Below are 24873 nucleotides of genomic sequence, written 5' to 3' on the forward strand. Positions count from 1 at the left end.
ACAGAAATCCGTAGTGCAAAATGACTATGAATTTCTGTCTTTTATTTTATTCAGGAGGATTTTAGTATGAATTTATTTGAACTGTTTGGTTTAGAGGTTGGAGAAGACGTAATGGTACAAGATGTGAGAACAGATAAACAAGTTCGCAATCGATACAGTTATGATGTAGGTGAGAAATTAGTGGGAGCAAAGAAAGAGATACGAGCTTTAAAAGAATCATTTTTAGTATCATTTTCTTTAGAAATTTTAGCTGAAATTGAAAAAGAATCTCCAGTAGAGGCGCTAAATGCATTGGATCGAAATACATTGATTCCATTCTCTTTTGAACATGAAAAAGAAAATGATGTTCCACCACGTGTTGCAAAGTTAAAGCAGTTGCTAGTGGGCAGAATTAATAAGAAGCCAATTGTAGATACACCGACTGCAAGGAAACTATATGTTCAAGCATGTAGAAGAATATGGCATGATATACAGTCGGTACATACCTCAGAACAATGGGTAGATCTTGTGGTCTCTTATGGAATGGAAATGAACAATGGTTGGTCTACATTTAGAAAAAATAAGAATGTAACATTCACATTTAAAAGAATGGTAGAGGAATATTTTGATGAGTTTGTTGATGCAGATGGTATGGAATTATTAATATTAGGAAAGAAATTCATATCACTTTGCACAAATTCAAAAAGTGTTAATTCTACGTATCTTCGTGTATCACATGAACTAACATGGAATGATTTACTTACGAAAAAGGTTACGACTCGTAAGAAATCCGCAGCTGCTTGGAGTAGGAAACTGCCAGATACTCTGCAAAGAAAAGGACCAGGAGTAGAAATTGCTACCAAACCTGAAGACGTAGTTGCTATGTTTGGGTTGAAGGGGATGCAATTTGGTCATTATTGCACAGAACAATATGCAAAAGAGCATATTGGGCATGTATCTGAAGCATTGCATGATTTAGCTCGTATATTGGGAATTCCACCTGAGTATATAGGGTTAGGAGGACGCTTAGGACTTGCGATTGGTGCAAGAGGAAGCGGCAATGCATTAGCACATTATGAACCTTCTACCAAAGTCATTAATTTAACTCGTGATAATGGAGTCGGGGCATTGTGTCATGAATGGGGACATGCATTGGAGCATTTCTTATATGATTGTAGTCATGATTTTCAAAATGGTAGTCTTGCTTTCTTATCAAGCGGGAAGAGTATTGGGAATATCTTGCCTGCTATTATAAAAGAAAAGATGCAAGCTGTGTTAGATGCTTGTAAACAAGGAAAAGTAGCCAGAGTAATCAACGTGGAAAATGCCTATAGTAGAAAGTGGTATTTCTATGGTGGTGTTATCGATAGTTATGATGTGTTTAAAGGAAATCTTTCAAACATTTTAGAATCACATCATGCTAGTTTGTGTAGGAAGCTTGATACTTTATCAGGAGCAACAAAGACACGTATGGAGCGTAAAATTGAAAATGAATTTGAGAAAACCGCACAAATGTTAGCTGCATATCATTATAAAAAAACTGGCGAAAAACATAGTGAAATACCCTATCTAGTGAAAGGGTCTATATATTTTGATACAGCCATTAAGTTAGATAAGAAGAGGACTAAAAAATATTGGTCTACAAATCATGAGATGTTTGCTAGAGCATTTGAAGCATATGTAGAATCAGCTTTGCTAGATCAAGAACATAGAAACGATTATTTAGTTTGTGATACATATTCTTTTGTATATCCGTTAGGAGAACAAAGAGAACATCTAAATAGAAGTATAAAGAGTTTAATGGAAGTAGCTGTTCCATATATAATAAATAGTATACAAGGAGTGGGAAATGATGAATTATAACATACAAAAAGGACAATTTCGTTTAACAACTGCACATCCAAGAGGAAGTTGGTGGGAATTTTATCGTGTTCCATGCCCAATCTGTAATGGTATTGGAAACTGTATGCTGCATGTTTCACAGGAGAAAGTAGCATGTACCCGTGTGGAAAGTAAGTGGGTATACGGTAAAAATTCAAGTAATCCAAGTTATATCCATTATCTAAATGGTAAGAAGCAATACCAATTACCAGATGTAGATGTGGTAAAGGGGCATAGTAAGCGTAGTAACGAAGAATTAGATGCATTTAATCGTAATTTAATTGGATTTTTGCCGTTAGAGGAGAAGCACCATATACATTTACTGCAAGATAGAAAAATGACTGAAGAAGAAGTACAGATACGTCAATATCGTTCTTTTTTAAAGCAACAAATTGTGTTGGAAGATGATAATACATACACAACTATTTGGGAAAAGTTATTTAAACAAATTGGCAAAAAAGATTGTTGGAAGGGAATACCTGGATTTTATGAAATGAAGAAAGGACAACTTTCTCTTCGTTTAATGGCAGGTTTTCCAGGAATTATGATTCCGTTCCGAAACCAATATAATCAAATTGTTGGTTGGCAAGTACGTGTAGATGAAGTAAAGAACTCTGTTCATGTGAAATCTGGACCTACAGGTATACAAGCCGAACTAGTACAACAGCCTAATGTTGTGAAAATAACAAAAAACGGTGATTGTATCTATGAAGGAAAACTAGAAATAGGGAAAAATAAAGAGTTATTAATCGGTGGGGAAAAAGTTGTTGTAAAGATACATAAAGGTCAAAAATATTTATGGATCTCTTCAGCAAACAAAAATGAAGGAACCGGTGCGGGAGGAAGTGAAAATCCACTACCTGTACATGTAGCGGTACCAAGCTCACATTTGAAACATTGGAAGTCTGGTACACTGCACAAAACAAAATCAGTAATGATTACAGAAGGGCCGATGAAGGCGGATTTGATTGCCGATTTACTTCCTAAAAGACTAAATAAAGAAGAAATAGCTAAAGTAGGGACGACAGTTCTTGCGATTCCAGGTGTAAATGCATGGAGAATCGTCATGCCAGTATTAAAAGATATGGGCGTAGAAAATGTATATTTAGCATTTGATGCTGACTTAGTAGAGAATGAAAAAGTAAGAGCTGCCTTAATTGCTTTTGCGACAGAGTTAAAGAAAGAGGGCTATAACGTAATTATTGCAGCATGGAACCCAGCACAAGGGAAAGGTTTGGATGATGCGATGCAAGCTTCTTTCAAGCCAGTTTTCCGCACAATATAATAAATCGTAACATTTTAGCTAGGGGATTATATATAAAAGAAAGGTGTATATTAAGTATATGGATATTATGCAACAATTAATGGACGTAGATAAAAAAGCGAGGGAACAAGAAAAAATGGAACTCATTCAACGATTTTATAATGAGGGAGTTTCTATCACGATAATTGCAAATGCGACAAATATGTGTGAAGAGGATATTTCTTATATAGTAAGTAACTAGTGTAGCCATATTTGGTGAGATGAATAGAGGAGAAAAAGATAGAATTTATATTCTATCTTTTTTTATGCTCTTAAATATAATTTTAATACGAGAAAGGTAGAGGGAGAACATGAGTGTATATGTAAAAAAGAATCTAGTAAATTTACGAGTTGATTATGCTTTTAAGCGTTTGTTTGGAGTAGAAGGAAATGAAGATATATTAATTGGGTTTCTTAACGCGGTACTACAATCATCTATTGATGAAGAAATTACATCTTTGCACTTAGATGATCCGCATCTTCCAAGAGAGCAGAAGGATGATAAATTGTCTATTTTAGATTTGCGAGCTACGTTAAATAGTGGTATAAAAATTAATATAGAGATTCAAGTTCGAGACAAAAAAGATATGATAGAGCGCTCTTTGTTCTATTGGTCAGGTATGTATTATTCCCAAATGACCCAAGGGATGAAATACACGGAATTAAGACCAACCATTTGTATTAATATAGTAGATTTCATTTTGTTTCCAGAAGAGAAAGAGTTTCATAATGTTAATACAGTGATGAATATAAAATCTAAGCGCATCATTACCGAAAATATGCAGTTGCATTTTCTTGAAATTCCAAAAGTGATTCAAGAATGGCAAGGAGAACGAATGGATCCATGGGAAGATTCTTTAGCGCGTTGGTTACTACTATTTCCTGCGCATGAGGATGAGAGATTAACAACAATCCTGGAGGCGATAGCAATGGAAAAAGATCCAGTTTTGAAAAAAGCGATAGAGGATTGGGAGCGTTTAAGTAGCGATAAGGAATTTTTACGCTTATATTGGGCTAGAGAAAAAGAAATAAAAGATAGAATATCTGAAATAGAAACGGCAGAAGAAAAAGCTGCAAAAGAAGCAAAAATACAACTAATTCAAAACATGATTAAAGTAGGTGTACCTATAGAGAAGGTTGCAGAGGCTGCTGAATTAAGTGTTGAAGAGGTTACTGTGATTTTAAAAAGTAAATAACTAATGAAACAAAAACAGATAATTACGTTTATATCGTAATTATCTGTTTTTTAATTATAATACTATTAGTAGATGAAGATAATAATTTTACTGTTACTAACTATCATACTTCTTCCCAATCTAATATTTCTTCTATAGAAGAGTTTCTTATTAATCTTAATTCATTTAGTTTAAATATTAAATCAAGATCTCTTTTATACCCATTAGTAGGTTCATACTCCTTGGCATATTTATCACTTAATAATTCATATAATTCGGTTAAAAAATTTATGTATTCATCTTCATATGAATTATACTTAGCAAAAGTTAGAAATTCTATTACGTCTTCTATGGATTTTAAATTAAGAACTTTTTTATAATCAAAATTATTTATATCAAAATCATCTAAATTAAAATCCTCATATTTCTGTAAATTACTAGTGTTTTTTGATAGCTCATATATACTAAAAGTTAACTCGAGTTGTTGTAAATCAACGTGGCGAAAATGTGGTTCGAATATAAAACTACCCATTCTTTCTGATAAAATATTTAAAAGGTGTTTTATATTTAATTCTGACTCAGTCCCTTTAATGTAGATATATTCCCATACTTTATTAGCGTTTAATTGAGTAGAGGATAATAAATGCGTTAGCATATCTATAAATACCGTATCATTAAAATAATTCATTTCTACCAAAGCATAGACTTTACATAATTGTAATAATGCTGAACTAACTATAATTGGTTCCATGTTTCTAACATCATCATTATGTTTAATAGCTACTCTACTTTGGTTAAGAAAACTATAAAATTTGAAGTTTAATAGGTTGTATTTTTCTTCTACAGGAAGTAATTTTAATACAGTTTGTAATAATAGAGCGGATTCACGTTGCTTACTATAGGGAACAGATTTATGTCTATTTAATAAACTTGTCCCAAAATCTAAAATTTTCACTTTGTAATTACCTTTGTGTGAATCAAGTGGTTCTAATAGGATATTCTCGTCATGTAAGTCACCATGCAAAACATTAATTTTATGACACTCATTAATAGTTAGTAAAATGTCATTCAAAATTTTATATCTTAGCTCATCTCTTAGGTTTGTATTATCTGCTAAGAAGTCTTTTAATGTTATACCTTCTACCCATTCCATTGTTGAATAACAATAACCCGTATCGGTTATGCCAGCTTTATAGATTGTTACAATAGAGGGCATATCTAATTTAGCTATCTTAGTAATCTCTTCTTGATATTTATTAAAATATACGCTGTAATGTCTAGAATTTGTATTTGGTAGCCATATTTTTAGAGCGCATATTCTTCCAGTAATACTCTCTTTGGCCTTTAATACAATGCCATTTGCACCGCATCCAATAAATTCTATAAGAGAAACATCTGGAATAGATATTTCTAACCAATTACTAATATCGCGATTTTTTTGAATCCAATTTTCTCTTGAAAATTCTTCGTTTTCATCTAAAGGTACTAGTTTAAGCGTATTATTTTCAAAATGATAATCTCTTCTTTTATCTTTCATCTTAAATCCCCTATATAATGTATTTTTCCGGAAAAGGAGTAGCAAAATCAATCATAATTATTATTTTAAGACGCTTAGAATTTATTAATGCTGATAATTTTATTATACATTTTTGGAGGGGAGTGTGGGGCTATCTTTCATTTTAATTTTTGTATATGTGTTATAATAGCTTGTTAATTACTGGAAATAGATAATGGTATATTATAAAGGAATAGCAGACTGATCAAGGTATATTACCCAGCAATGTGATTATTAATTATGTAATTTTTATATAGATATACAATTAGTTATACTTCTGTAAAATGGAGGTTATTATGCAAAAGAAAAAAGAAGCATATTATGTACATGTGTATACGCTTAGAGACAAAAGTACAAAATCGATAAAAATAGAACCATGGCGCTCATTGAAAGAGGAAATGAATGTTTTAGGTCTTAAGGACAGTGATATTTTTCAAATTCAAATGGTATGGTACGATCCAAACAAAGATGATAAAAAGAAATGAAGTAAAATGGAACACGAAAAGTCCAATTTTATTTTTTAGGTGTAAATAAGGCTTGTTTTTTTAAAATCGTATTGCTATAATATAAACGTAATAAGATTTAACAATAAAATAAAAAATTAATCAGTTCGCATATAAGAGAAGACCTCAATATGCGCCATGTCCTTAGGGGACGTGTGCGTGTATTGGGGTCTTTTTGCGTTTTGCGATCAAAAACACCCGGAGGTGCAGGAATTATGTTGAATTGGTTGTCTGCAAAACTTATGACAACATCGGTAGGAGATTTTCTACTAGCAAAAAATAGTTTTTCGAAGAGTATTCAAGGGCACACAAGTGGGGCGGATGCTAATACTGTACAAAAAAGCATGAATACCCTTGTAACAACACTAATTGGTTTTGGGGGAATTTGGGTAGCAGCTTGCGTTGTATTTGCGGCTATTAAACTATCTGGTGCACAAGGTAAAAACCCTGAAAACCGTACACAAGCCATGATTGGTTTAGCTTGTGCGGCAATTGGAGGCTTTGTCATGATCAAAGCATACGACATCGCTTCTTGGGTTACAAAAATTTAACATAAGAGTTTGTAAAAGCTCTCCTCTATTTGGGGAGAGCTTCTCTTATATAAGGGAGGAAACCAAATGAGAAAAGTAACCGTTCCTGTTGATATGACTTCGGAACAAAAAACACTATTAGGTGTGCTGAGCAAACGCCAATTGATTTATCTATTGGGTGGCGGAGCATCCCTTTATTTATATGTACCATTCTTATGGCGGCTATTTGCACCTTTTAATGCGGCGGTAGCATTTTTTATTTGCTTAATTTTAGCAATACCAACAGTTGTAGTTGTAATAACGTTTGCCTTTATTTATAAAGAAAAACAACACATGTATTTAGATAAATATTTACTTATCAAAATGCGTAGCCGTTCTGAAAAAGGCAAGTGGAGGAAAGGGTACGAGCCAATTACATGGGTAAAGGAGAATGTATAGATGTTAGAAATGATATATTTTGCGTTGGTAGCCATTGTAGGTTTTTTCTTTTATCGGAAAATGAATGGAAAACCGATGTTTGGTTCTAAGAAAAAGGGGAAAAGTCAGGGCGGCGTAGAGAAACGTACTGCTGAAAAAAATGGAAAGAAAAATAAAAAGAATACGCCTGCTACAGAGGAAATTGATGAAGATAATGTGGATTTCTTTAGTGCTTTTGTAGAGGACATTAAGGAAGTTGAAAATCATATGATTCGTTATCATGATGATACGTTTGTCCTAATCGCTGAGGCACACCCAGTTAACTATTACCTGCTTTCTAATGCGGAACAAGAAGCGATTGATATCAAAATTGAATCATGGCTAACCACATTAGAGTTTAATACGAAGGTATATATCCAAAGTAAATTTGTAGATTTAACAGATCCTGTACGAAAAATGACAGAAACAATGAAAGGTGCGAAGGACCTTACACCAGAGACAGTACTTTATGGACAAGAAGTTATCGATAACTTAGAGTACTGGCAACGTTCGCAGCCTCGATATGAACAAAAGCGATATTTAATTTATCCATACAAAGTGGATATTAGCACGATTACAGCTGATACAGAGGAAGAATTGGAAGAAAAGATTGTAGATAAAGCGTTTAACGAATTATATCGTCGCTATAATGCTTCCCGAAATCTACTATCGAAAGCAAAAATTAGTGTGGAAATGTTAACGAAAGATAAATTAATAGAACTCTTATACGTAGCGTTTAACCGTCGTAAAGCGGTGAAAGCACGTTTCCAAGATTTAATTGAAAATGAGAACTTCTCTTTGTATTCAACAGGTGAAACAAATGAGAGAAAACTAGAGTTAATGAAGAAAGTTCTAGCGGAAGAAAAGGCTGAAAAATCAAATAATGGGGTGGCATAAGTATGAAATTGTTTGGAAAGAAGAAAAAAGAAAAAAAGAAATTAGAGGCTGAAAAGAATGATGAATTGGAACTAGATGAGGAAGAGTACGAACAAGAAGAAGTATCGCCTCAATTAGACAATCAAACAACTGTATTTGATGTCATTGCCCCAGAAGGAATGAAAATTGATGCAGAAGACTATGGGGTAATTAAGCAGTCATTAGGAAGTAATACTTTCTTCCGTCCATTTTATATTCCACGCGATGGATACCCTCGTATGATGCAGACCAATTGGCTGAACATGTTAACTTCAGCTGGAGAGGTTGATGTCATGATTGATATTCATAAAGAGCCAAAAGCAAAAGCGATGCGATCTTTAGATATGCAGCTGACGATGTTACGTTCGAACCTTTCTTTCCAACGTACACGTGGAAATATTGACCAAGAAAAAGATTTAGATGCAAAAATTCAGGATACAAACAATTTAATGGATGAAATTCAATTTAATGAGAATGACTCCTATATGGTAAGTACGATGGCGGTTGCGTATGCTGACTCAAAGAAAGAATTAGATGTTTTATGTGAGTATATCGAAGATGAAATGCAAGCATCTCACTTTAAAATAGCGAGTACTTGGAATCGTGTGAAGAGTGGTTTGAAGGCGGTTATGCCACTAGGTGCACCAAATACTCTGCAAGATACATATCGAAATATCGATAGACGTGCTCTATGTACATTCGCTCCCTTTGTATCAGGTTCCGGAAGATTTAACGGTGGTATACCAATAGGAAAGAACAAAATTACTGGCCAAGTAGAATTTTTAAATTCATTTGGTAACGCAGATTATCGTCCACCAAATTATAACATTGGTGTGACAGGGATTTCAGGTTCCGGTAAAAGTTTACTCTTAAAAATGAAGCTAGCACGTGAAACATCACTTGCAGATACACATGCGATGATCATAGATCCAGAGGGAGAATTCGTAAAAATCACCAAACGATTAGGTGGTATTAACTTAAATATTTCACCTGAAAGTAATATCATTATTAACCCTTGTGCAATTGCAGTAACAGAACTTCAGATTACGGATAAAGATGAAGAGCTAGAAGCGCTTGAACAATATGACAAGAAAGAACTCGTAGAGCGTGATGGCGTGAAGTATGTAAGATTTGTGCCTATTTTAGAGAAAATCAATGAAATACTAGGATTCTTTGACATTATTATTCGCGGACAAGATTTTGATCAACCAGGATTAAATGTATTCCAGCGCACAATGTTAGAAGATGCGATTCGTGAAGTATTCAGTAATCATGGTATTACTTCTCACCCATCATCTTTATATACGGATGAAGTGAAGAAAGTAGATGGACAATTAATTCAGTCTCAAGTGAGAAAGCCGGAGCCAGAGTTAAAAGAAATTTATGATGTAATAGTGGAAAACCATGGAGATGATGTGAAAGCAGAAGAATTAATTGCTGCGATTCGTCCGTTCTTACGTGATGGTTCAAAACCATTATTTGATGGACAAAGTAATTTTGGACGCGGTGTAGAAACACAGTTAAATGAATCACGTGTTGTTAACTTTAATATTAGTCATTTAGAAGAGGGCTTCTTAAAGCCAATCGCCTTCCACGTTATCCTGAACTATATTTGGGAGCATTGGATTAAGAGTCCAGAACACGCTATCAAACGAAAAGTGTTATATGTGGATGAGATGTGGCAGTTTATCGACTATGAACAAACGGTTAACTTCTTAGAAAAAGTAGCACGTCGTTCACGTAAAAGAAATGCTGGTATGTGTTGGGCAAGTCAGGACTTTGTTCGTATTTTAGAAAATGTGAAAGCACGTGGTATCTTGCAATCTACTTTCTCTTATTTCTTCTTAGAGCAAAATAAAATTGATAAGAAAAAAATCCAAGAGAACTTTAACTTAACTGCTGGGGAGCTTGACATTATTCTCAACAATCCAGGGAAAGGTGAAGGGATTTTCCGCATAGGAGATAGTTCAGTTTGGATTCAAACAGATCCATCAGATAAAGAAATGATGTTCATTGAATCCAATGAAGCCGTACTGCAAGAGCTTTTAAATAATATGAAGAAAGTACAAGGGTACGCAGGATAATAGCGTACCTTTGAAAAGGAAGGTGAAATTATGCTTGATAAGATAATAGGATGGGTCGGCGGCTTAATTGTTTCTATGGTCAAGACCTTTCTTTCTCCAATCTATAAATTAATTGATACTATCCCCGATTTAATTTTTGGTGGGGATAGTGCAAAATTAAATTTTTTATTTAAAGACGACACAGCTGGGAGTGTATTAAATACGGGATTACCAGTCATGTTTAAATTTGCAGCCTTTTTAGTCTTAGTCAGTGCTGTAATTGCTGGTGCAAAGTATTCAGCTGCTGCCATTAATCCAACAAATCGAACATATATCATTGAATATGCGAAGGATTTAATGATCGTTTCTATTTGTATATGGCATTTAGATTTCTTCTATAACATTATATTTGATATGAATACTTGGGTAGCATCGGAGTTTAAAAGAGCAATAGGAGAACATTCGCTAGATGTTTTTAAACCAGGTCAGACAATTACCGAATTGTCTATGGATAAAAATAAGGATGATTATTTATTTCAAATTTTTGCGATGTTGATTGAGGTAGGATTATCACTTTGGGCCAACTTCTTCTATTTAATGCGAGCGGTATCTCTTTATATTTTGATGTTAATGGGACCGGTTATGGTTGGTATGTGGCTATTTCCGCAAAAAAAACAACAAACTCTATATTGGATGCGTGAATTTGTCGGTACAGTACTTATCCAAGGTATCCATGCGATTACTATATGGTTGATTTTTGTACTAGTAGGCAAATCAGATAATACCATTATTAAATTAATCTTATTTGCTATGTTTATTCCTATAGGCGAAATTGTAAAAGGATTCATTGGTTTAAGTACAAATACGGTGGGAGCAGTAAATAGAGCAGGTACGATGCTTGGAATGGGTGCCTTAGCAAGTATGGCGGGCATCATTAAAGGAATACGTGATGACCATCGTAGTAATAAAGAGAAGACAAAAGCTAGAAAAGAAGGCGAGGAAGATAAAAAAGAAGATGCTGATAATCCTAAAAATGCGTTAGGAGCCAATTTAGGAACAGATATAGGTACAACATCTCGTGCAGCTCGTATGTTAAAATCAGGTCAAATTGGAAGCATGGTTGGAAAAGCAACGGGTGGACTCGCAGGATTAGCAATGGGCGCAGGACTTGGACCAGAAGGAATGGCAGTAGGAACATTTGCTGGAAGTAAAGCAGGTGGAGTTCCTGGTGCAGTAACAGGAAGAACATTGGCAGCTGGACTTGAAGGAGTTACTAGTGCTGGGAAGCATATTGGTTCCAGTGTGAAGAAAGGTCTAGATACGTATAAAGGGTTAAATGGAGAACAATATCCAGAGTTAACAGATGAAGATATTGCACAAGACTTAGCTACGAAGGATTTTGAAAATTGGAAAGCGGATAACCCTGATTCTGCAGTTGCGAGTCGTTTGAAACAAGCATTCCCTGGTGCATCCGATGCAGAGATTGCAAAAAAAGTAGCAAAAACAAATAGTGATCAAATGTCTCATTTCAAAAATCAGAGAAAACAAGATTTACAAAATATGAAGAAAAATGCTACACCATATGGAAACGCTAGAGATTTAGTTAACGCTGCAACTAACGCATTCCAAAAAGGATATGAGGCAGACCATAAAGATGCGTTTATGAGTCAATTACCAGAAAACATGTCAGCGGAAGAGAAAGAGAAAAAATGGAATGACCATTTAAACTCAAAAGTTCAAGGATTTAGAAATCATGCAGAACAAGCGGCAACAAAGGCTGGAGCAATGCCGGTTGATGCGAAAGATAAGCAAGGCAACAACCTGTTTGATAAGTCCTATGTAAATAAAGATGCCTTTGCTTCTCAACTTGCACTCGGAAAAGTTGGGAAAGCAGTTGAAGGAGTAAAAGGAGAAACACTAGAGAGTGGTCATCAAAATATGGGACAAGTAGACTCACTTGTGGGTGCGTCCACTGCTGCATTTAAAAAGGCATATACAGCAGATCATAAGGCTGGATTCATGAAGCAATTACCTGCAGATGTACCACAACAAGAAAAAGAGGCTGCATGGAACAAACACTTGAGTCAAAAAGTGCAAGGATTTAAAAATCATGCTCAGAAAGCTGCCGAACAAGCAGGGATTGTGCAACAAAAAGATGGGACTAGCTATGCTAATAAGGAAGCTTTTGCTTCTCAGCTATCGCAACAATTACAAAACAATCCAAATATAAATGCAATGGGTGTATCTAGTGTATCTGGCATTCAAAAAGCGGTAAATGGTGTAAAAACACATAGTTTAGCAAATGGATATGGAAACCAGAAACAAAAAGGTGTAAGTAATGTCGGGAATTTAGTTCAAGCATCTACAGAATCCTTTAAACAAGGATATGCAGCAGAGAACAAAGCAAACTTTATGAAAAACTTGTCTCCAACTATGTCTCAAACGCAAAAAGTAGAAGCTTGGCAATCTCATTTAAATGATAAAGGTAATGAATTTAAAGCAGTCGCTCAGCAAGCGGCGGTACAAGCGGGTGCGATGCCCATACAGGCAAAAGATACGAGTGGTAATAGTCTACATAATCAATCGTATATTAATAAAGGTGCCTTTGCTTCACAATTGACGAAAGGTTTACAAAGTCATGCTAGTCTTGGAACTGTGAGTCAACAAGTTGGTTCTGGAATTACTAGTGCGATTCAAGGTGTTCGTTCACACGGTGTTGCGACAGGTGGTGCAATCAATAAAGCTGTGTTTGCAGCTACGCAAACGCAAGCAAGTATGGCGCGTGCAGGAAATCTGTCTGTTTCTGAAATTGAGCGCTCGTATGCAGATGCATCAGCTAGTGTAGCAAATATTTCGCAAAGTGCTGGGAAAATGACGATTCCAACTTCAGCTGTGGGACGTATGACACAGCAAAGTAAGATGGTTGGTGTAAGTATGATGGAAGGTGCCAAACATCTCGTGCATACAAAAGGTATGGAAAATGTATCACAAGCATACTTTAATGCGTCTAGTGCTGTTCAGCAGGCTGGTGGAAATGCAGTACAAAGAGTGATGAGTGGAACTGCAGCTGCCGTTCATACTTCGTTAGGAGGTAATGCAGCAGAACGCCATTACAATACGACAAAAGGATTAAGCTATGCAGCAGGTGTAATTGGTGGTGTAGGTGCTTATCAAGCAACTGCACGTACGGTAAGCAAACATAATCCTTATAACAAAGTTGTCCAAGCAGAGGCAACAGAAATTCAAGAGATTCTGAAAATGGTACCAACAACAACGGATGCTACTGGAAGACAATCAGTTGCTCAAGGTGCAGTACGTCTTGTTACGACAAATAATAAATCATGGATTGAAGCGAAAGATTCCAGTGGAATGACACAAGTTGTATCTCGTTATGGTAGTGGAGATAGTAGTATTCGTTCGGGACAAGTGGTATATCAAGATTTAAATATTTCAGACGGTCAATTAACACAGCATCGTAATGGTATGAAAGCTATGCCAGCGTATATTCAAGATTCTAGTGGCGGGAAAATTAGTATCAATCGTTCTATCAATATTAATCCAAATCAATTAGTAGGAAATCAAAATCAAAGACCTTTACAACAGAAACCAGTATTTACTGAACCGCCACTTACAGTAAGTCATAAGGTAGACAATGGTCACTTCTATATGTCTGATTTAGACCAAGGGGGATACCAGAATGTGCAAATGGTGGTAGAAAGAGATCGTAGTTATATGGTCGCTACCACAACAGATGGCACAGTGTCACGTATTTCTCCGTTCGGAAAAGGAGATACGCGATTACAAGCAAATCAAAGGATTGAAAGGGTTTGTGAAGTGCAAGATAGCAGTATTAAACCTAGAGAAGAAATCCTAGTAACTCATACACAGGAAGAAGTTGTACGCACAGAGACACATTTGAATTTATCAGAACATGATCCACAAAACCTGATTCCATTTGCGCCAAACCCTCGCCTAGCACAGCGAAGAAGCAGAAATAATGAAAATGGAAAGTATGGAGTGACAAGTCTATGAGTCAAAATCCTAACGATCCAAATAATCAGAAGAAAAGTAACCCTTTAAAAGATGCGACATCTCACTTTATTAAGAAAAAAGGGATGCAGGCAAGTGGGAAAATGGCAAAAATGGCAGGAAAAGCAGGGAGGGCGGCAGCGAAAGCTGCTGCCAAACTGCTAAGAGCTGGTATAGTGAAAATTGTAGGAGCTATCGTGGGAGCAGTAGGATTGCCTGTTGCTCTCATTATGGCTCTTATTATTACTGTATGTGTGATTCTAGCATCTTTTGTACCATTTACCGATGATGAAAGTAAAACAGAAGAACAAGTAAAAAAGTATATGGAAATTTCAATGGCGCTAAATGTAGACTGGAAAGAGGTTGTCGCTTTTGATATGGCACGTTATGATAACGATTTGACTGGTAAAGATCCGCATGATGCTATATCATATTTCTTGGATATCCAATATGAAGAATATACAGAAAAAGCGGTATGTGAGGCAGGGCCGAATGGTCCTTGTGAAAAAAAGAAAAAGGAGATGCAAAAAAACAAATCTGAAAGTTATTCCGGACCAGATGTAAAAAAGATATTGGGAGATACAGATTTTAAGAAAAAAATAGATGAAATTAATGCAAGCGGAAGTAAAAAGGTAACAGTATCTTCTCACGGTTTAGAGAAAGCGATGGAACTTGCAAAATTTAGTGAGAGTCAAAAAGATCGTGCTCGTGAGATATTAGCCGCAGGGATGTTAGAAGGTCTATATGGACATCTTGCTCCTACTACTGGTGGATTTATTGGTGGTATGTGTGTAGGTAATGTGAGTCCTGGTGGAGAGCCTGTTAACCTTAATGCAAAAGTTACAGGATACCTTCCTAAAATTAAAGAAATGGCAGAAAAACATGGTGTTGCTCAATATGTTGGTATTTTGGCTGCCCAAATGATGCAGGAATCAGGTGGAGCAGGAAATGACCCGATGCAGGCTTCAGAGGGGCATTATGGAGACATGAGCCCATCTTGTATAGGTGTAAAAGGGAATGCACGTGTAGGATGTATTAAAGATCCAAATATTTCTATTGAAGCAGGCGTACAAGAATTTAAAGATGTTTTAGGGCAGTCGAATGGTGATATAGCCCTAGCCTTACAATCTTATAATTTCGGGTCAGGATTCATTAGCTATGCATTAGCGAAGGGTGGTTATTCAGAAGAAACAGCCATTGAGTTCTCAAGAAGTAAGAATCATTTAAACCCAGCTGGTTGCTCCGATCCGAATAACTTCAGGACAAAGGTTAACGCGTGCTACGGCGATTACACCTACGTTTCTAAAGTTTTGAAGTATTACAAAGATTTAGGGTGTGTGGCAGATGCATCTGGCGAATGGATTTCTGATAAAGGTTGGAAATGGCCAACGAAATCAGGTCGTATTACAGATACGTTTGATGCAGTTCGTGGTGGAAAACAACATAATGCTGTAGATATTGGGGCCATGACCGCCGGAAAAGCCGGGGACCCCGTATGGTCGATGGAAGTGGGTATTGTAACAAAGCAAACAGGAAATGTAAACGGTGGCGGTCTAGGTGTCTATGTAGACCACGGAAATGGTATTGTATCTCGCTACTTACATTTGAGTAAAATATCAGTTGCACCTGGAACTATGGTGACAAAAGGACAAATAATTGGGGAAATGGGCGGTTCTAACTACGATAAAGATACTGGTTTCCTTAATATGAGTGGATACGCTGTTCATTTAGACTTCCAAATTCGTATTAATGACCAACCAACGGATCCAATGAAGTTCTTTAAGAAAAATGATGATCCAGGTCTATCATCTGGTGGTTCTCCTACAATGGCAAATGCTAAACGACAAAAGGTATTGGAAGAAGCAAAAAAATGGGTTGGACCAGGGAAAGTGAGCTATGTATCCGGTGCTAGAAATCCAGCTGCAGGTAGTGCAGATTGTTCTGGATTCACACAATATGTGTTTAAAACTAGTATAGGTGTCCAGCTAGGAGATTGGACAGGTGCTCAAATTGGACAAGGAAAACAGGTGCCAGATATCGGTCGTGCACAACCAGGAGATTTAATTTTCTATGAAAATCCTAACCATGTATCTATTTATTTAGGGAATCAAAAAATGATTCATATTGGTGATAATAAAGGTGTACAAATTACAGGTCTAAACTATACGGCAAGAGGACAACATATGTCGCAAATCCGTAATGTAATAGACTGATAAGGGACGAGAGTAGATGAAGAAAATAATCAACATTTTATCCAATATGCCTCGTAAGTACTTGGTCATATTGGGGATTATCGTACTAGTGGCAGGTGTTGCCACCTATAATACCATTCATGATTATATGCTGAAATCACAAGTGCAAGAGGAAGAACAAGTAAATCAAGATGAAATCGAGATACTTGGAGATAAACCAAAGGGATTTGATACAAAAGAAGAAGAATATATTGCGAAAACAAAAACTGTAGAGGATTTACTACTAAAAATTTCTAATAGTAGTTATGATGTTCCGTATTTGTTTTCAAAGGCTGGATTTGGTATTGAACCAATGAAAATGACAAGTAATGAACGTATGCTTGCTACAGAAGCTGTTCAAAGATATTTCCTAAATGGGGATAAATTTTACAATGCACGTATTACCAAAATTGACCGTGGGAAAAAAGTAGATACATTTCATATAGAGGTTTTAATACAACAGGTAAACTTCTTGGAACCACGACAATTTAAAATTCAGGTAAATCAGTATGCACAAATTGTAACACCAATTGAACAAATACCACATGGACAAGAAGAAGTACCTGTGGATTAACTGAAAGATAAGGGTTGTGAATAAAAATCACAACCCTTATTAAAAAATATAAAGAGTACCTTAAAATATTTATTGAATATTCATAATTTTCTGATATAATAAAGTTGTGGTTAAATAAAATTTATATATATTAGTGAAATGATATAGATGTGGAGGTAAAAAGAATGAGATTATTATTTGGAACAGCAGCAAACTATTTTGCAGGATATTCTTCTGGAAGAGGTTCGGGACTTTTAGGGACATTATTTGGCTGGGCTTTATTAGTAGGTAGTGGATACCTGTTGATCACAAATTGGGATAGTATCACAGTTTGGATGCACAGTTTAGATATTGTAACGGGATTAGATGGTTATGAAGACATGAGCAATGGATTTATATTCATCTGCCTGCTTGTAAGTGGTTTTATTTTCATGCTATTGTTACCAGTCTTTGCAATTGTATTAATAGTAAGTGTGGTATTCCTGAATATTGTTATTTGCACAATCGTATTATTGGTATCACCAAGTACATATAAAAAAACTAAAGATGTGGAGAGTGAATGGAAATGAGTACAATTCTAGTTTTAGGTGGTTCAAATGGTAGAACATTAGAGAAATTAGCGAAAAAAAGAGATTGTCAGGTAATTTTTCACGATGGGAAAAATCATGGTGGTGTAAAGAAAACGTTTCGTAGTGTTATAAAAAAATGTGATGTTATTGTAGTGCAGAAAGGTGCATGTGGTCATGTCTCTATTGATGTAGCAAAAGAATACGCAAAGAAGTATGATGTCCCACTTTTATTTAATCAGGGTTTTGGGGAAACAGGTGCGTTAGAGATTGGGTTAAAGCATTTGCAAGCAGCATAAGTTTAGTAGTAAGGAAATTTATGCTGAATGAATAATTGTATAATCTTTATATAAAAATTAACTGTTTGTTTTGGGAGGGATTAGAGTGTTATTTTTATCAGAACAAGCCGTCCGATTTTCAAATGAAACGTTTGTGAGATTAAAAGAGAAATTGAAGGCAGAAAAGGTGAATATAATAAAATGAATAATAGTAACTTACATAAATCAGGTTATGTCATACTTATATATTTTATAATGACTCAATTTGTTGGAATAATAGGAGTGCAATTACTAGCTAAGACAGGATGGTATGATATTCAGGGAAACCAGCAGCCGGCAATCCAACAATTGATTGTACATTGGGAGCTAATTGGATATTCACTTACATTGATAATCTTTTTTCTTATATATAGAAAAGAATTAATGAATGATACAAAATTATCGATTAAATTATCAAGAAGTTCATTTGTATGGATTTTAATTGGAACCGTATTTGTATTCCTTGCGCAGATGGTTGGTAGTCTTTTAGATAAGACTGTATTCCAGCTAACTACGCAATCAGCAAATACGTCTAGTACAGTCGCTGCTACAACTATATCTCCGGTAGCTCTTATTTCAATTGTGCTTCTTGCCCCTTTAGTTGAAGAGTTTGTTTTTCGTTACGCGGCCATAAATATTTTAAATCGAAAGTTTAAACAAACCTGGAGTGTGTTAATAAGTTCATTTTTCTTTTCTATTATGCATTTTGACTTTCCATTTATATTTGGATACTTTCTAATTGGAATTATACTTGCTGTAGTATATGTGCGTACCAATAGTTTAATCGTATCATTTGTTGTTCATGCTAGTATGAACTTAATTGTGGTTATGCTTCAAATGTCTTGATGAAAAATTTGTACGTAAGGAGAGAGTAAAGAAGAGCTGGGCAAACAAAGATGAGTAAGAATACGTTGAAGGAGTTCATGATCTTATTGGGAATTCTAGTCATTGTTTTAGGAGTCATTATGTACAACGGAATAAGAGAAAGAGAGAGCAATTTATATAAACCGTTGCGCCAGGATTAGACAGAGCAGGCGCCCCTTTATATGAACAAGAAGAAATGCCAACAGATTAACGAATTGTACAATTCCAGGGATGAGATTGAAAATAGAATGAAATTGTATAATTCAGTTATAAGGCTCTCACATCAATTGTGAGAGCTTTTTCTATTGTAGGACATGCATTAGTAGAGTTATAGAAACGCTTATACTCATCAGGTACTTGCAATTTGGAATATCTCCCATTAATATTTGGCAAAAATTTTATAGAATTTAAAACAGAAAAATTGTAGATTTTCAACTGTAGATGTTAATTTTCTTGTTTTGGGGTATTTGTTTTTATTTGCTTGTTGGGTATATGACGGTACGTCTAGAAAAAACTGTGCCTGTATAAAAATAAACAGTTTATATTATGGAAGTAAATTTCAGCCTATAGCCTATTTATACACGTATCTCAGATGATTCTCTTATTTGTTTTATAACATGAGTTTTGTAATGAAATAGCCAAATTCATAACCTGTTCTTATTATTATAGATCCTAATATTATATATACAGAATATTTAATGAAAAGGTTCTCGTTTAAGAAATTTTTTAGTTTATTCATGTTGAATCCTCCATCTTGATTTTATTAGTATAATCGTGAGGTAGCGATACCCTTAAATAAGCTGAAATTTATTTTATCGTTGTATATACTTAGCTTTTAATTTTTTTGATTAATACTTTAGCTGCTACAAATAACATGAAACTGTTGAAGGCTATACCTCCTAAATTTATGTAAAAGAAATTTGGTTTTGTGAAATTCTGTATAGCAGTTACGACAAAAATGAAAAAAGATAAATGGAGCTATTATAAGGGATTTTGTGTTTTGCTTATTAGCGTATGAATTTTTGTTAACTCTTAAGTTTAATATATAGATATTATTATACTATGGAGTGGGTAAATAGTTAACTATTAGATTAATATCTATGGGAATTTAACTTATTTTTTAGGAGCGCCGTTCTCTCAACATAGGATGATGTGAGGCTTTATATATATAAGGATACCGTCTCACATTGCCATCAAGCAAAAATTTTATAGTATTCGCAGAACGAAAATTTGTGTTAATTTGTAAAAAAGAGCTGATTTTCCCTAATAATTAACTGTAGAGTAAGAACACTTACATTTTGGGAGTAATACGAAACTTTAGGGTGGTTGGCATGTATGGTGAAGCCAAGTATAAGAAAAAGATAATTACTCTTTTAAAATATATTTTCTGAATATTTGTAATTATAAACTTGGTTAAATTTCCATTTTTCTACATATAAATCATAACAAAAAAATGAATAGATAACTAGACTTGTAATTAAGTTCTATTAAAATTAATATTTGGGTGTATAGTAAAAAAAAGTAATTGGAGGAAATATAAATGAAAAAATTTATCAAATCTATACTTATGGCTTCAGTTTTATCATTAGGTATTACGTCATTAGCCCCTACGAAAGGATATGCTGATGAATATAATTACACTAATGAAGTAGAATTAACCTATGAAGAAGTTATGGCAAATATTGATCCAAATGAAGTTGAAGTTGTTCAAGATCATGTAATGTACCTAGCACCGGTAATTCCAGCGATTGTTTTGGCAATTTTACGAATAGTACCTGCTGCTATAAGATTAGGGCAACAATCTGTAAATCTATCGAAATTTACAATTAAAACTGCTGGAAGATTAAAAGATCCTAAATCAGGTTGGATGATTGTTAGAGACCGAGGTAATAATCCTCACGGTGGAAGTTTTTACAAATTATTAAATAAAGCAGGTAAAAGAATAGCGACTTTAGATAAAAATGGAAAGATCCTTAGAGATTGATTATTTTAGAGAAAGTAGGTAATCTGAAGGTTACCTACTTTCTCTCTATTACTACGGTACTTTTATTATAGAAATATAGAATAATATGAGGTGCAAATATGCTACTAAAAGATTATATGAATGAACATTTCCCTAAATTGGAGTTAAAACCGTCGTTGTTTTATAATTGGGAAATTGGAATTAGATTTGAGTTGGGTGTAAATTATGAAGTGAAATATGCCTATGCAAAAAGTCCATATTTACTAAAGGTATACGAAAGAGCAGTTAGTTTATTTAATTCCTTGCATGCTCCTGAAGATGACATTATTATCGTATCTAATGTGGATGATTTTGGGGATAAATCAGTTTTCAAACATAAACTAAAAATATTTTCTCCTTATATTAAAACTAAAAAAGTTTTGTATAAATTAAATGGGATAACAGTCCCTTATCTTTTTCCGGAAGATGATGAAGAAGGTAAATATAAAACACATAGGTTTGTTCTTACATGTAAAGTATCTGATATTAAACACGCAACAATGATAAAAGCAATTTGTAATCAAGATATGGGAATAAAACCAAAGATTCTCCACGATGTCTTTTTTATAAATATCAAAAAAGGTACTATTTTTCATATTTACGATGATAGAGGCGCGGATTTGATAGCCGCTTCAATTGATTCTATCCAAGGTATTTATGAAAAATATAATAACTGGATTCTAGATTACGATAGAGAAAAAATAGACTGCGTTTTTAAATAAAATATCTTATTAGAGGTTACTATACATGCCTATGTTGTTGAGCTAATTGCTCCCACTATAAATAATAGCAATGATAGTAACAAGTAATGTGTAATTTCCGTTTTGGGCTAATTCTAAATTATTAAGTTGATGGATATGGGCAAGCTGTTCCGTTATTTTTATGGGTATGTGTTGCTCCCCCATAAAGATAAGGCACCTTAAGGTGCCTTTCTCTGACTTGAACCATTTTAATAGCATCATTTTACAATCACAAATATATCTTTAATCTTTCATATAATATTTTATCATTTTTTTCAGTTAATTGCATGAAACTGGTGAAAAATAGGTTATTTTTTGTAAATTCCTTTTCTCCATATCCATTCAATGGGACCATAGCGGAAATATTTACTCCAAATTTTGCTGAATATAATTTGCGCAAAGATAATTAAAATCCCGAAGATACATAGTTGCCAGTAATATACCTGTGAGACATCTTTAAAGTACAACGAAAGAATGACAAGAGTTAGTATACTTTGGCTAATGTAATTCGTTAAAGCATACTTGCCTATGTTCATAAAGGGTTGCAGCCGCTCTATATATTTTTTATTCTCACAAACCCTAAGTAGAGTACAAACATAGAATATAGCTAGCGTTTTCCCTCCAAATAGAATCCATAGTTTAATATCCTGAGAGTAATAGACATCCGTTTTTATAAAATAGTAGATAATAGGACAAGAGAGAAGACATGAAATGCATAACGAACTCCACTGGATAAAACTAATTTCTTTTATTAATTCTGGTACCCTTTTAAAAATATCCTTCTTACCAGCCCATAAACCAATTAAAAATAAGCCTATATATTCCGGAATTCCTACTAGTAATTGTTGAAATTCCTCGATCATTAAAAAGAACAGACGAGCTTTTACTTGATGTGAATAATGTGTAAATAGATTTACAGTGTGATTGGTAGTGTTGCCTGTAAACATATATTGATAGTAACTTGGTACGGCAGAAATAGAAGAACCTGCTTGTGTAAATAAAATAGCATGTAGTGTATAGCTAACAAATAGAGAGATGCAGCCAACTATAAAAATAAGCTTTGTAGATCGCTTATAAAAGAACAATAGGATAAATCCAGCTAAGGCATATGCGTGTAGAATATCTCCATACCATAGAAATATAAAGTGGAGTAAACCAAAGAGTAGTAAGATACACAATCTACGGCTAAACAGCTTATACATAGAATAGCCTTTTGCTTCAGCATTTTTTATAAAGATATAAAACCCTACTCCAAATAAGAACGCAAAAATAGTATAGAATTTTGCCTGTATAAATAAATCTATTAATAAACGAATCACTTTATCTGTACCGGAGTAACCCACTTGATTAAAGGGATCTAGTCCCGTCATAGTAGGTAGATTAGCAAATAGGATACATAGTATGGCAATACCTCTTATTATGTCTAAAGAATAAATACGGGCGCTTTGTTGCATTTAAATTCTCCTTTCTTACAAAGAAAAACGAGCACTATATTAACTAGCGCTCGAATTACGTCTCGCAAAGAATCCGTCATATGTAGCTGCTGACACTGCACCTTCTAGGCGTTCAATTTCTTCGCCTCTGTTATAAGCTACAACAACTGGAGTACCAGGAATGTCGAACTCTTGAAAGGCACTTTGATTTTCTGGCGTAGAGATATCAATACGATAGATGGTTCTATCATGCTTTTTTGACATACTATTGATATCTGGTGCTGCCTTTTTACAATAATGACAAGTTGGTTGATAGTAATACGCGATAAACTCTTCATGGGATTGTATTTTTTGCTTTAATTCTTCTTTTGAAATATCTTTAATATTTTCGGGTGATCCTTTTGTTTCTGCAGCTGATACAATTGTTTTGTTTGGTGTTACAGTCTCTGGGTTAACAGATTCATTTTTAGTTAAAGTAAAGATAGAGACACAAGCAACGCATAATGTGGTAATAATTGCTCCAATTTTGTAGCCTTTATTCATAGTAAATTCCTCCTTAAAGTAAAAAAAAGGACAAACCTCGCCCGAGTTAACTGGGCGTAAGGTTTGTCCTTCACGCTACGTACAATAGAGTATAAACAATGGAAACAAATTTTCTATCCCTATAATACCATAAGATTCGTATAGAATGCTATAAGAATTTTAAAGGAATAGTATAGGAGAACTCAATTGTAAAATTTCACATACCAGATTATATATAAACAAATAAACATCACAATAAGGAGATTCTCTGCGGTGTACCCAACTGATAGGGCACTATTCTCCCTCCAATAAGCATGAAATCATTCAATAAACACACCTCAAAAAGTATGTGTACTTATGAAGTATGTCTTATGTATATTTTGATACCTTTTGAAGTAGTTTACGCTGCAAAGAATATACTATATCTAAAGCTGTACCTTTCGGGACTTTCGATTAAAAAAAGACCGTCTAATTAACAGTCTTTTTTTAATCGAAGGAAACTAAAGATTTTTATTATTATTTTGATTTAAAAGTACAGCAACTACAATTATTGCGACTGAACTGCACAAATATTTTGCGGCGTAAATTATCTTCTGGATTATTTCTTTCCGGTCATTTGAATCAATATAATTTTTTAATGTTTCAGCTTTTGTTTTATCGTCTTTCATATTATTTATAGTGTCTAATAATTTGATTGCTTTTTCTTTTTCATCTTCGGAAACCTTTTTATCTAATTCAGTAAAATGTTTAAAAAAATTAAGATTATCAAAAGTTAGTTTTGCTTTTTCACTTAGTATATTGCTAAATTCGATTATTTTATTTTCCTTTTGTTTTTCCTCCATTAACCTCACCCCTGTGGTTTTTATTTACAAATAATTCTATCACGAAATTTTATAACTTGTACCTTTTGAATTCCCTAAATTAGATTCTTATATTAGAAATTAATACAAATAAGAGAAAAGCAACACTGTGTCTGATAATTTCTCTGGTGGGGAAGTGGATATACATAGATGGAATATAGTTGGAAAGAAAGGGCTGAGATTTATGAAAAAAGAAAATCACAAAAAAACATTTCCAAAAAAGAAGTGTGAGAAAGAAGAAAAAAAGAGATTGGAGGAAAAAAGAAATCGTAAAATTGATCGAGGAATCCGACTTGGTGAAATAGCAGTAAGAATTTTGATTTGGATATTTAAAGATTAATATAGTAACACTTAGGTATAAGTAAAGAACCCTTTTAAAAAAGGGTTCTTTACTTA

At 34.2% G+C, this 24873-nt stretch carries 22 protein-coding genes and 1 pseudogene; 18 read left to right on the forward strand and 5 right to left on the reverse strand.

The annotated features are described in order from the left end of the window. Window positions 1–66: 66 nt before the first annotated feature. The 4 genes from AU379_RS24500 to AU379_RS24510 all read left to right on the forward strand — a co-directional run bounded on the left by AU379_RS24500 (window position 67) and on the right by AU379_RS24510 (window position 4359). The gene (locus AU379_RS24500; protein WP_061139912.1) at window positions 67–1842 is read left to right on the forward strand and encodes an LPD1 domain-containing protein; all 1776 of its coding nucleotides are present in this window, start codon (window positions 67–69) and stop codon (window positions 1840–1842) included. Continuing rightward, window positions 1832–3145, forward strand: coding sequence for a DUF3854 domain-containing protein (locus AU379_RS24505; RefSeq protein ID WP_061139913.1), 1314 nt, complete (start codon window positions 1832–1834; stop codon window positions 3143–3145). Before AU379_RS24500 ends, AU379_RS24505 begins: the two co-directional genes overlap by 11 nt. A gap of 58 nt (window positions 3146–3203) precedes the next feature. Next, window positions 3204–3365 (forward strand): hypothetical protein, encoded by a 162-nt coding sequence (locus AU379_RS30745; protein WP_172452158.1) that lies wholly within the window; start codon window positions 3204–3206, stop codon window positions 3363–3365. 109 nt (window positions 3366–3474) lie between these two features. Further along, window positions 3475–4359, forward strand: a complete 885-nt coding sequence (locus AU379_RS24510) for an Rpn family recombination-promoting nuclease/putative transposase (RefSeq protein ID WP_061139914.1) — start codon at window positions 3475–3477, stop codon at window positions 4357–4359. Between the two features lie 103 nt (window positions 4360–4462). On the opposite strand, the gene AU379_RS24515 is transcribed toward AU379_RS24510, so the two are convergent. Continuing rightward, a complete protein-coding gene (locus AU379_RS24515; protein WP_061139915.1) occupies window positions 4463–5875 on the reverse strand; it encodes a protein kinase in 1413 nt (470 codons plus the stop codon). 314 nt (window positions 5876–6189) lie between these two features. Between AU379_RS24515 and AU379_RS24520 the strand changes: the two genes are divergently transcribed. From AU379_RS24520 to AU379_RS24570, 11 genes are all read left to right on the forward strand, one after another. Beyond that, entirely contained in the window at window positions 6190–6378 is a 189-nt protein-coding gene (locus AU379_RS24520; RefSeq protein ID WP_061139916.1) for a hypothetical protein, read from the forward strand. Window positions 6379–6527: 149 nt separating this feature from the next. After that, complete coding sequence (locus AU379_RS24525; RefSeq protein WP_044797361.1) at window positions 6528–6947, forward strand: hypothetical protein; 420 nt, start codon at window positions 6528–6530, stop codon at window positions 6945–6947. 66 nt (window positions 6948–7013) lie between these two features. After that, window positions 7014–7364, forward strand: coding sequence for a PrgI family protein (locus AU379_RS24530; RefSeq protein ID WP_061139917.1), 351 nt, complete (start codon window positions 7014–7016; stop codon window positions 7362–7364). After that, entirely contained in the window at window positions 7365–8279 is a 915-nt protein-coding gene (locus AU379_RS24535; protein WP_044797360.1) for a hypothetical protein, read from the forward strand. 2 nt (window positions 8280–8281) lie between these two features. Beyond that, window positions 8282–10381, forward strand: a complete 2100-nt coding sequence (locus tag AU379_RS24540) for a DUF87 domain-containing protein (RefSeq protein ID WP_061139918.1) — start codon at window positions 8282–8284, stop codon at window positions 10379–10381. 30 nt (window positions 10382–10411) lie between these two features. Beyond that, window positions 10412–14392 carry a hypothetical protein gene (locus AU379_RS24545; protein ID WP_061139919.1) on the forward strand — a complete coding sequence of 1327 codons (3981 nt, stop codon included), beginning with the start codon at window positions 10412–10414 and terminating at the stop codon, window positions 14390–14392. Next, window positions 14389–16602 carry a lysozyme family protein gene (locus AU379_RS24550; protein ID WP_061139920.1) on the forward strand — a complete coding sequence of 738 codons (2214 nt, stop codon included), beginning with the start codon at window positions 14389–14391 and terminating at the stop codon, window positions 16600–16602. The genes AU379_RS24545 and AU379_RS24550 overlap by 4 nt, the downstream gene beginning before the upstream one ends. Before the next feature lie 16 nt (window positions 16603–16618). Beyond that, window positions 16619–17194, forward strand: a complete 576-nt coding sequence (locus AU379_RS24555; protein WP_061139921.1) for a hypothetical protein — start codon at window positions 16619–16621, stop codon at window positions 17192–17194. 164 nt (window positions 17195–17358) lie between these two features. Further along, window positions 17359–17742 carry a hypothetical protein gene (locus AU379_RS24560; protein WP_061139922.1) on the forward strand — a complete coding sequence of 128 codons (384 nt, stop codon included), beginning with the start codon at window positions 17359–17361 and terminating at the stop codon, window positions 17740–17742. Next, window positions 17733–18038 (forward strand): DUF2325 domain-containing protein, encoded by a 306-nt coding sequence (locus tag AU379_RS24565; RefSeq protein ID WP_061139923.1) that lies wholly within the window; start codon window positions 17733–17735, stop codon window positions 18036–18038. The genes AU379_RS24560 and AU379_RS24565 overlap by 10 nt, the downstream gene beginning before the upstream one ends. A gap of 180 nt (window positions 18039–18218) precedes the next feature. Next, complete coding sequence (locus tag AU379_RS24570) at window positions 18219–18902, forward strand: CPBP family intramembrane glutamic endopeptidase (RefSeq protein ID WP_061139924.1); 684 nt, start codon at window positions 18219–18221, stop codon at window positions 18900–18902. Window positions 18903–19748: 846 nt separating this feature from the next. On the opposite strand, the pseudogene AU379_RS31065 reads toward AU379_RS24570, so the two are convergent. Beyond that, window positions 19749–19965 (reverse strand): annotated as a pseudogene (locus tag AU379_RS31065) (hypothetical protein). A gap of 495 nt (window positions 19966–20460) precedes the next feature. Between AU379_RS31065 and AU379_RS24575 the strand changes: the two are divergent. Together AU379_RS24575 and AU379_RS24580 are read left to right on the forward strand one after the other, a co-directional pair. Continuing rightward, a complete protein-coding gene (locus AU379_RS24575) occupies window positions 20461–20904 on the forward strand; it encodes a hypothetical protein (protein WP_061139925.1) in 444 nt (147 codons plus the stop codon). A 98-nt stretch (window positions 20905–21002) separates the two neighbouring features. Beyond that, window positions 21003–21644, forward strand: coding sequence for a DUF3885 domain-containing protein (locus AU379_RS24580; RefSeq protein ID WP_061139926.1), 642 nt, complete (start codon window positions 21003–21005; stop codon window positions 21642–21644). Window positions 21645–21970: 326 nt separating this feature from the next. Here AU379_RS24580 and AU379_RS24585 read toward each other — a convergent pair whose 3' ends face one another. The 3 genes from AU379_RS24585 to AU379_RS24595 form a co-directional block, all read right to left on the reverse strand. After that, window positions 21971–23116 (reverse strand): DUF418 domain-containing protein, encoded by a 1146-nt coding sequence (locus AU379_RS24585; RefSeq protein ID WP_061139927.1) that lies wholly within the window; start codon window positions 23114–23116, stop codon window positions 21971–21973. Between the two features lie 39 nt (window positions 23117–23155). Next, on the reverse strand, window positions 23156–23638 hold the full coding sequence (locus tag AU379_RS24590) for a thioredoxin family protein (RefSeq protein ID WP_061139928.1): 483 nt from the start codon (window positions 23636–23638) through the stop codon (window positions 23156–23158). A gap of 479 nt (window positions 23639–24117) precedes the next feature. Next, entirely contained in the window at window positions 24118–24459 is a 342-nt protein-coding gene (locus AU379_RS24595; RefSeq protein ID WP_061139929.1) for a hypothetical protein, read from the reverse strand. Between the two features lie 127 nt (window positions 24460–24586). Between AU379_RS24595 and AU379_RS24600 the strand changes: the two genes are divergently transcribed. Further along, window positions 24587–24817 (forward strand): hypothetical protein, encoded by a 231-nt coding sequence (locus AU379_RS24600; protein ID WP_061139930.1) that lies wholly within the window; start codon window positions 24587–24589, stop codon window positions 24815–24817. Window positions 24818–24873: the final 56 nt, after the last annotated feature.

It is taken from the genome of Bacillus sp. JH7 (genome assembly GCF_001563515.1).
Taxonomy (GTDB): Bacteria; Bacillota; Bacilli; order Bacillales; family Bacillaceae_G; genus Bacillus_A; species Bacillus_A cereus.

What these genes read in the sequence shown, in the direction of transcription:
- AU379_RS24565 (WP_061139923.1), top strand. Translation starts at nt 17,733, where the DNA reads ATGGAAATGAGTACAATTCTAGTTTTAGGTGGTTCAAATGGTAGAACA.
- AU379_RS24515 (WP_061139915.1), bottom strand. Translation starts at nt 5,875, where the DNA reads ATGAAAGATAAAAGAAGAGATTATCATTTTGAAAATAATACGCTTAAA.
- AU379_RS24545 (WP_061139919.1), top strand. Translation starts at nt 10,412, where the DNA reads ATGCTTGATAAGATAATAGGATGGGTCGGCGGCTTAATTGTTTCTATG.
- AU379_RS24570 (WP_061139924.1), top strand. Translation starts at nt 18,219, where the DNA reads ATGAATAATAGTAACTTACATAAATCAGGTTATGTCATACTTATATAT.
- AU379_RS24585 (WP_061139927.1), bottom strand. Translation starts at nt 23,116, where the DNA reads ATGCAACAAAGCGCCCGTATTTATTCTTTAGACATAATAAGAGGTATT.
- AU379_RS24590 (WP_061139928.1), bottom strand. Translation starts at nt 23,638, where the DNA reads ATGAATAAAGGCTACAAAATTGGAGCAATTATTACCACATTATGCGTT.
- AU379_RS24530 (WP_061139917.1), top strand. Translation starts at nt 7,014, where the DNA reads ATGAGAAAAGTAACCGTTCCTGTTGATATGACTTCGGAACAAAAAACA.
- AU379_RS24535 (WP_044797360.1), top strand. Translation starts at nt 7,365, where the DNA reads ATGTTAGAAATGATATATTTTGCGTTGGTAGCCATTGTAGGTTTTTTC.
- AU379_RS24595 (WP_061139929.1), bottom strand. Translation starts at nt 24,459, where the DNA reads ATGGAGGAAAAACAAAAGGAAAATAAAATAATCGAATTTAGCAATATA.
- AU379_RS24550 (WP_061139920.1), top strand. Translation starts at nt 14,389, where the DNA reads ATGAGTCAAAATCCTAACGATCCAAATAATCAGAAGAAAAGTAACCCT.
- AU379_RS24505 (WP_061139913.1), top strand. Translation starts at nt 1,832, where the DNA reads ATGAATTATAACATACAAAAAGGACAATTTCGTTTAACAACTGCACAT.
- AU379_RS24555 (WP_061139921.1), top strand. Translation starts at nt 16,619, where the DNA reads ATGAAGAAAATAATCAACATTTTATCCAATATGCCTCGTAAGTACTTG.
- AU379_RS30745 (WP_172452158.1), top strand. Translation starts at nt 3,204, where the DNA reads ATGGATATTATGCAACAATTAATGGACGTAGATAAAAAAGCGAGGGAA.
- AU379_RS24575 (WP_061139925.1), top strand. Translation starts at nt 20,461, where the DNA reads ATGAAAAAATTTATCAAATCTATACTTATGGCTTCAGTTTTATCATTA.
- AU379_RS24560 (WP_061139922.1), top strand. Translation starts at nt 17,359, where the DNA reads ATGAGATTATTATTTGGAACAGCAGCAAACTATTTTGCAGGATATTCT.
- AU379_RS24525 (WP_044797361.1), top strand. Translation starts at nt 6,528, where the DNA reads ATGCGCCATGTCCTTAGGGGACGTGTGCGTGTATTGGGGTCTTTTTGC.
- AU379_RS24500 (WP_061139912.1), top strand. Translation starts at nt 67, where the DNA reads ATGAATTTATTTGAACTGTTTGGTTTAGAGGTTGGAGAAGACGTAATG.
- AU379_RS24520 (WP_061139916.1), top strand. Translation starts at nt 6,190, where the DNA reads ATGCAAAAGAAAAAAGAAGCATATTATGTACATGTGTATACGCTTAGA.
- AU379_RS24510 (WP_061139914.1), top strand. Translation starts at nt 3,475, where the DNA reads ATGAGTGTATATGTAAAAAAGAATCTAGTAAATTTACGAGTTGATTAT.
- AU379_RS24540 (WP_061139918.1), top strand. Translation starts at nt 8,282, where the DNA reads ATGAAATTGTTTGGAAAGAAGAAAAAAGAAAAAAAGAAATTAGAGGCT.
- AU379_RS24580 (WP_061139926.1), top strand. Translation starts at nt 21,003, where the DNA reads ATGCTACTAAAAGATTATATGAATGAACATTTCCCTAAATTGGAGTTA.